Here is a 6,571-nt window from a genome sequence, read left to right on the forward strand (position 1 = left end):
TGAAGGTGGATTTTTACTAGATTAAGCCAAGAGTTTTCGCACCCCTTCCACCACAACAGAAATGGCTTTTTCTTCGCTAGCCTTTATAGTGGCTTCATTTGGGATTTCTTGTTGTGTGCGGTTGACAATCACCCCAGAAACCATACCGGCGCGTAATCCTAAGGCATTACACATGGTAAACAAGGTGGCGGATTCCATCTCGAAATTCATTACATTGAGATCTTGCCATTGTTTGAGCAATCCTTGGTAATCACGGTAGACTTTTCCGCTGTAAGTGTCATAACGCTCTTGTCCCGGATAGAAAGTATCGGAGGAAGCGGTGATACCCACAAACGGTTCAGCCCCTTTCTCTTTTGCCGCATTAACCAGTGCGGTGGTACATTCAAAATCAGCTACTGCCGGATATTCCAATGGGGCAAAATGGCGGCTTGCGCCATCTAAACGAACCGCACCAGTGGTAACAAGAATATCGCCCACATTAATATGCGGTTGGATTGCCCCCGTTGTGCCAATGCGAATGAAAGTACGCACGCCAAGTTGGGCTAATTCTTCCACACAAATAGAAACGGAAGGACCACCAATCCCGGTGGAACAAACTACCACAGGCTGACCGTTGAGATAGCCGAGCCAAGAGGTAAACTCACGGGTACTCGTCAAAAATTCAGGGTTATCAAGGTGTTTGGCAATACGCTCACTGCGTGCCGGATCACCGGGAACAATGGCAATGGCTGCGCCTTTTAGTTGGGCTTTGGTGAGGTTTAGATGAAATACGTCTGACATAATTGTCTCCTTGTTTAAATTTGGCGGTAAAAATGACCGCACTTTGGTTTATTATTTTTTCAATGCGCCCAAAATACCACGCATAATTTGTTTAGTGACTTGATTACGAATATTACGCCCTACGGATTTCGCCACACTATTGACCATTTGCTCTGTCGGGCTAAGTTTATCTCCTCGTTTTTGAGTGCCGAAAATCATACGACTGAGGCTGCCTAAAATACCGTTTTCTGCTTCCTCTTGTGCTTGCTCCGCTTGTTTTTGTTGAACGGCAGCAAGATCAGCCTGTGCATTTAACACTTCAAAGGCAGATTCATTATCCACATAATCTTTATAGAAGGCATAAAGCTCATCATCTTTTACCCATGTGGTACGTTCTTCGTTAGAGAGTGGTGAAAGCTGGCTTTTTGGTGGGTAAATATAAGCAATTTCAACAGGGGTTGGCATCCCTTTTTCATCTAAGAAAGAGACTAATGCTTGCCCAACGCCAAGGGTCGAAATCGTTTCCACCACATTCACCGTTGGATTAGCACGGAAGGTTTCAGCGGCAGATTTGACGGCTTTTTGATCTCGTGGCGTAAAGGCTCGTAAAGCGTGTTGCACACGGTTGCCCAATTGCCCTAAAACCGTATCCGGCAAATCTAACGGATTTTGGGTGACAAAATAAATCCCCACACCTTTAGAACGAATTAAGCGAACTACCTGTTCCACTTTTTCCACCAATACCGCTGGTGCACCATCAAATAACAAGTGTGCTTCATCAAAAAACATGACAAATTTCGGTTTATCGGGATCACCCACTTCCGGCAATTGTTCAAATAGTTCGGACATCAACCATAACAAGAACGCACTGTACATTCTTGGCGAATTAATCAGTTTTTCCGAATTGAGCACATTAATTACGCCACGGCCGTCTCGGGTTTGTAACCAATCTTCAAGATTCAGTGCCGGTTCGCCGAATAAATTGGTGGCGCCTTCATTTTCAAGGGTGAGCAAGGCACGCTGAATCGCCCCCACACTCGCTGCAGAAATATTGCCATATTCCACTTGGAAGGTTTTGGCATTTTCCGCCACATATTTCAGCATTGCACGAAGATCTTTTAAATCAATAAGCAATAAGCCTTTATCATCTGCCACACGGAAAACCAGGTTTAATAAGCCTTCTTGTGTGGCGTTGAGGTTTAACAGGCGGGAAAGTAATAAAGGCCCCATTTCTGAAATGGTGGTGCGTAACGGAATGCCGGTTTCGCCAAATACATCCCAAAAAGAAACCGGATAGCCGTTTAAATAGTGTTCACCGCCTAAATCAAATTGTTCAATACGTTCGGCGATTTTACCGCTAAATTGCCCCTGTTTAACCAAACCGGAAAGATCGCCTTTTACATCTACCAAAAAAACCGGTACGCCATCATCACTAAAAGCCTCTGCGATTTTGCGTAAGGTGACGGTTTTTCCCGTACCGGTCGCACCGGCAATTAATCCGTGGCGGTTTGCCATTTTAGCGGTAATACCCAGTGTGTTTCCCTGTTCTGTTCGGGCGAGATCATATTGCATAAACGTTCCTTTTTATTGTGTATGGATTGAACGAGATAATAAGGAAAAAACAAAGTGCGGTCAAAATTTAAGTGATTTTACGGTATAATTTTGTGCGTTTTTATAAAAAGGGGAAATAAAATGTCAAAAGCGGAAGTTTTGGTGATCAAAATTGGTGAGGTTGCCTCACTCACTTTTGCTGACGGTTCAACCTATGAAAGTGCCATCCGCAAACAGCCAGTGCCTTCAGTAAAAATCCACAAACTTGGCGCATACGGTAACGATGTGGGACTAAAAAAACATCATGGCGGCGTGGATAAAGCGCTCTTTTTTATGTCTGATAGCTCATTTTCTGCTTTAAACGAATTATTAGGCGAGCATTTTTCCTATCATGGAACGGCAATATACGGCGAAAACTTTGTGGTATCGGGGGTTGATGAAGATTCCGTCTGTGTGGGGGATCGCTTTAAAATCGGCACAACCCTTTTAGAAGTGTCCCAACCACGCAAACCCTGCGAACGTTTATCGAAAAACACCAATAACCCCGAAACCCAAAAAACAATTTATCATTCAGGCTGGAGCGGTTGGTATGTACGGGTCATCGAAGAAGGGGAAATCACACAGGGTGATGAATTAATCTTACAAAGCAGACCTTATCCGCAGTTCACTATTCGCCACTTAAATCAGTTATTATCAGGCAAACCAACAACGGAAGAATTAGAACAAGCGTTAGCCATTGAAGAATTAGCTGTGGCATTTAAACGTTCTCTGAACTCACAATTAAGTAAAATAAAGGCACCCGAAAATGACCAATAAAACTACCGCACTTTGCCCTTGTCAATCCAGCAAAAATTATGCCGATTGTTGCGGTATATTTCACCATCAGCAAGCCTTACCGGAAACCGTGGAACAACTGATGCGTTCTCGTTATTCTGCTTATGTATTGAAAAACATTCCTTATATTGTGGAAACAACCGTGCCAAATCAACAAGCTCATTTAAATGTTCAAGCCTTACAGGATTGGGCAGACAACACACAATGGCTTGGCTTGCAAATTCTCAAAACCGAAACGCTAACAAAAAGCCAAAGTGCGGTGGAATTTAATGCGATTTTTCAAGGTGAATATGAAGAGCAATCCCACCAAGAGCGGTCTATCTTTGTCAATATTGAAGGGCGTTGGTATTTTGTTGATCCTACCGTGCCTTTACCCACCATGAAACAACCCTGTGTTTGTGGTTCGGGTAAAAAATTTAAACATTGCTGTGGAGGGTGGTTATGACAGATTTCACTTTCTTTAAACAATTCTGGCTGCGCTTTAATGAAAATAAATTGACGCAGGCGGCAGGCTCGCTCACTTATAGTACGATGTTGGCGATTGTGCCGTTAATTATGGTGATTTTTTCTATTTTTTCTGCTTTTCCCGTGTTTAATGAGGTGACCGGTGCATTAAAAGAATTTATTTTCACCAATTTTGCGCCTTCTGCCGGTGATGTCGTCGGGCAATATATTGATGAATTTGTCAATAATTCTAAGCAGATGAGTGCAGTGGGCATTGTGAGTTTAATTGCCGTGGCATTAATGTTGATTAATTCTATAGATCGCACGTTAAATGGCATTTGGCAAGATACCAGCAGCCGCCCGATTTTTACTTCTTTTGCGATTTATTGGCTAATTTTAACCCTCGGGCCTTTGCTCATTGGTACCAGTATTGCCGCCAGTGCTTATGTAAAAACTATGTTTGAAAGTTCGGAGCATCTTTCTTTCGGTTTAAAACTACTCAGTTTTGTGCCTTTTCTTTCTACTTGGTTTATTTTCACTGTGCTTTATATGGTGGTACCCAATAAGAAAGTCAGAATCAGACATTCCGCAGCGGGGGCATTGATCGCTGCAGTGTTTTTCACTTTAGGAAAACAAGCCTTTGCTTGGTATATTGTTACTTTTCCTTCTTATCAATTAATTTACGGTGCGATGGCAACCCTACCGATTATGTTGCTGTGGATCCAACTAAGCTGGACAGTAGTATTAATTGGGGCACAACTTACCGCCGTATTAGAAGAAATCAAACAACAAAAGTGCGGTTAAAAATCAAACAAATTAAGGAGCAATAATGATTGCATTAATACAACGTGTGACACAGTCTCGTGTGGATGTAAATGGCGAAACGGTTGGGCAAATAGGCAAAGGGTTATTAGTCTTGCTTGGTGTGGAAAAAGATGATGATCGCACAAAAGCGGATAAACTTGCCGAAAAAGTGCTAAATTACCGTATTTTTAGCGATGAAAACGATAAAATGAATTTGAATGTTCAACAAGCGGGCGGGGCATTGTTGGTGGTATCCCAATTCACCCTAGCCGCTGATACGCAAAAAGGCTTGCGTCCAAGCTTTTCTAAAGGGGCTGCCCCTGCCTTGGCGAACGAACTTTATGAGTATTTTTCGCAAAAATGTGCGGAGAAAATTCAAGTGGAAAACGGGCGTTTTGCCGCAGATATGCAAGTCAGCCTCACTAATGATGGACCAGTTACCTTTTGGCTAAATGTATAAATAACGAGAGGAATAAAAGAGCGGTTAAAAAACAAATGATTTTTAACCGCTCTTTTTTATTTTCTGAGTTTGACTAATTCTACTGCGTGATCTGCGCCTTTTGTCAAAATGAGGTTTGCCCGTTCACGGGTTGGTAAAATATTTTCTCGTAGGTTTAAGCCGTTAATATTTTCCCAAATTTGTGAGGCTGTGGTAATGGCTTCTTCTTCTGAAAGTGTTGCATAGTGTTTAAAGTAGGAGTTTGGATCACTAAACGCACTTTGACGAAATTTTAAGAACCGTTTGATATACCATTCTTTTAGTAAGCGTTCTTCTGCATCAACATAAATTGAAAAATCGACAAAATCAGAAACGAAAATTTGATTGCTTTTATTTCCACCTGTTTGGAGTACATTCAATCCTTCTAAAATCAGGATATCCGGTTGATTAACTTCGTTAAACTCATTAGGAATAATATCGTACGTTAAATGCGAATAAATCGGTGCTTTAACATTGCTATGACCTGATTTAATTTCGGCTAAAAAGTGAATGAGCTTTGCTGTGTCATAAGAAACGGGAAAGCCTTTTTTATGTAATAGATTATCCTGTTTTAGTTTTTCAAGGGGATAGAGGAATCCGTCCGTAGTAATAAGATCAACTTTTCTTTCATGCGGCCAATGGGAAAGGAGAGATTGTAGAATACGTGCGGAGGTACTTTTCCCAACGGCTACGCTCCCGGCAATACTAATAACATAAGGGACTTTAGGATTTTGTCCTCCTAAAAAACGCTTGAGTACAGTTTGGCGGCGGAGATTTTCGTCAATATAATAGTTAATTAAGCGGGCGAGCGGTAAATAAATGGTACTCACTTCATCGAGAGAAAGCTCTTCATTAAAACCAAGTAACGGTTTAAGATCTTGTTCGGTGAGTTTTAATGGTACCGATTTTCGCAAATTTGCCCATTCTTCCCGGCTAAAACTCAAAAATGGTGTGAGTTGGTTTGAAATTTCCACTATATAATATAACTGTAATGTTGTTGAAATATTGTTGAAAAATATACCCTATAACGCCTTATTATGCATTGTTTTTCTCTAATTTGATGAAAATGACATCAAAAAATAGGCGGTTTTGCTTGCAAATTAGACGAACAAGTAAAAAAATAAACTTTTTTAGAAAAAAGACTTGTCAGGCAAACTTTTTTCCATATAATACGCCTCACTTGCTTACGACACGCCGACTTAGCTCAGTAGGTAGAGCAACTGACTTGTAATCAGTAGGTCATCAGTTCGATTCCGATAGTCGGCACCATTCTTTCGTAAACAAGCATTCATTTAGCGTGGAGGGGTTCCCGAGCGGCCAAAGGGGGCAGACTGTAAATCTGTTGGCTCAGCCTTCGAAGGTTCGAATCCTTCTCCCTCCACCATCTTTTAGATGAATTCTGATGGGACAGATGAATTTAGGACTTGCGGGCATCGTATAATGGCTATTACCTTAGCCTTCCAAGCTAATGATGCGGGTTCGATTCCCGCTGCCCGCTCCAAACGCTGATATAGCTCAGTTGGTAGAGCGCACCCTTGGTAAGGGTGAGGTCGGCGGTTCAAATCCGCCTATCAGCACCAGCCTTAAAATTCTCTTCCTTTAAATTAAATAGTAAACAATTTTATTGGTTAATGTGGTTTATTTACCCATCGATAACCGTGTCTATTTAGAGGGACTCTTTAAATGTCTAAAGAAAAATTT

7 protein-coding genes and 4 tRNA genes are annotated in these 6,571 nt (G+C 41.6%); 8 read left to right on the forward strand and 3 right to left on the reverse strand.

Going from position 1 to position 6,571, the window contains the following annotated elements; translation table 11 throughout:
• Positions 1 to 21 precede the first annotated feature (21 nt).
• Positions 22 to 780, reverse strand: a complete 759-nt coding sequence (gene udp, locus BKG94_RS09575) for a uridine phosphorylase (RefSeq protein ID WP_077436566.1) — start codon at positions 778 to 780, stop codon at positions 22 to 24.
• A gap of 51 nt (positions 781 to 831) precedes the next feature.
• The gene (locus BKG94_RS09580) at positions 832 to 2,331 is read right to left on the reverse strand and encodes a helicase HerA-like C-terminal domain-containing protein (RefSeq protein ID WP_077436568.1); all 1,500 of its coding nucleotides are present in this window, start codon (positions 2,329 to 2,331) and stop codon (positions 832 to 834) included.
• Between the two features lie 120 nt (positions 2,332 to 2,451).
• Here BKG94_RS09580 and BKG94_RS09585 point away from each other — a divergent pair, with 120 nt between their 5' ends.
• Genes BKG94_RS09585 through dtd form a run of 4 tightly spaced genes read left to right on the forward strand, consistent with a single transcriptional unit; the run spans position 2,452 to position 4,852 of the window.
• Positions 2,452 to 3,126 carry an MOSC domain-containing protein gene (locus tag BKG94_RS09585; protein ID WP_077436570.1) on the forward strand — a complete coding sequence of 225 codons (675 nt, stop codon included), beginning with the start codon at positions 2,452 to 2,454 and terminating at the stop codon, positions 3,124 to 3,126.
• Positions 3,116 to 3,589, forward strand: coding sequence for a YchJ family protein (locus tag BKG94_RS09590; RefSeq protein WP_077436572.1), 474 nt, complete (start codon positions 3,116 to 3,118; stop codon positions 3,587 to 3,589). The genes BKG94_RS09585 and BKG94_RS09590 overlap by 11 nt, the downstream gene beginning before the upstream one ends.
• A complete protein-coding gene (locus BKG94_RS09595; RefSeq protein WP_077436574.1) occupies positions 3,586 to 4,392 on the forward strand; it encodes a virulence factor BrkB family protein in 807 nt (268 codons plus the stop codon). Before BKG94_RS09590 ends, BKG94_RS09595 begins: the two co-directional genes overlap by 4 nt.
• 25 nt (positions 4,393 to 4,417) lie before the next feature.
• Complete coding sequence (gene dtd / locus BKG94_RS09600; protein ID WP_077436576.1) at positions 4,418 to 4,852, forward strand: D-aminoacyl-tRNA deacylase; 435 nt, start codon at positions 4,418 to 4,420, stop codon at positions 4,850 to 4,852.
• Between the two features lie 56 nt (positions 4,853 to 4,908).
• On the opposite strand, the gene coaA is transcribed toward dtd, so the two are convergent.
• Positions 4,909 to 5,844: a type I pantothenate kinase gene (gene coaA, locus BKG94_RS09605; RefSeq protein ID WP_077436578.1), complete on the reverse strand. Its 936-nt coding sequence runs from the start codon at positions 5,842 to 5,844 to the stop codon at positions 4,909 to 4,911.
• 219 nt (positions 5,845 to 6,063) lie between these two features.
• Here coaA and BKG94_RS09610 point away from each other — a divergent pair.
• From BKG94_RS09610 to BKG94_RS09625, 4 genes are all read left to right on the forward strand, one after another.
• Positions 6,064 to 6,139, forward strand: a tRNA-Thr gene (locus tag BKG94_RS09610).
• A gap of 30 nt (positions 6,140 to 6,169) precedes the next feature.
• A tRNA-Tyr gene (locus tag BKG94_RS09615) sits at positions 6,170 to 6,254 on the forward strand.
• Positions 6,255 to 6,296: 42 nt separating this feature from the next.
• Positions 6,297 to 6,371: transfer RNA gene (locus tag BKG94_RS09620), tRNA-Gly, on the forward strand.
• Between the two features lie 3 nt (positions 6,372 to 6,374).
• A tRNA-Thr gene (locus BKG94_RS09625) sits at positions 6,375 to 6,450 on the forward strand.
• Positions 6,451 to 6,571: the final 121 nt, after the last annotated feature.

It is taken from the genome of Rodentibacter ratti (genome assembly GCF_002000485.1).
GTDB classification, from domain to species: domain Bacteria; phylum Pseudomonadota; class Gammaproteobacteria; order Enterobacterales; family Pasteurellaceae; genus Rodentibacter; species Rodentibacter ratti.

Excerpts from the sequence above, each read along its gene's own strand:
- BKG94_RS09585 (WP_077436570.1), top strand. The coding sequence starts at position 2,452 with ATGTCAAAAGCGGAAGTTTTGGTGATCAAAATTGGTGAGGTTGCCTCA.
- BKG94_RS09590 (WP_077436572.1), top strand. The coding sequence starts at position 3,116 with ATGACCAATAAAACTACCGCACTTTGCCCTTGTCAATCCAGCAAAAAT.
- udp (WP_077436566.1), bottom strand. The coding sequence starts at position 780 with ATGTCAGACGTATTTCATCTAAACCTCACCAAAGCCCAACTAAAAGGC.
- dtd (WP_077436576.1), top strand. The coding sequence starts at position 4,418 with ATGATTGCATTAATACAACGTGTGACACAGTCTCGTGTGGATGTAAAT.
- BKG94_RS09580 (WP_077436568.1), bottom strand. The coding sequence starts at position 2,331 with ATGCAATATGATCTCGCCCGAACAGAACAGGGAAACACACTGGGTATT.
- BKG94_RS09595 (WP_077436574.1), top strand. The coding sequence starts at position 3,586 with ATGACAGATTTCACTTTCTTTAAACAATTCTGGCTGCGCTTTAATGAA.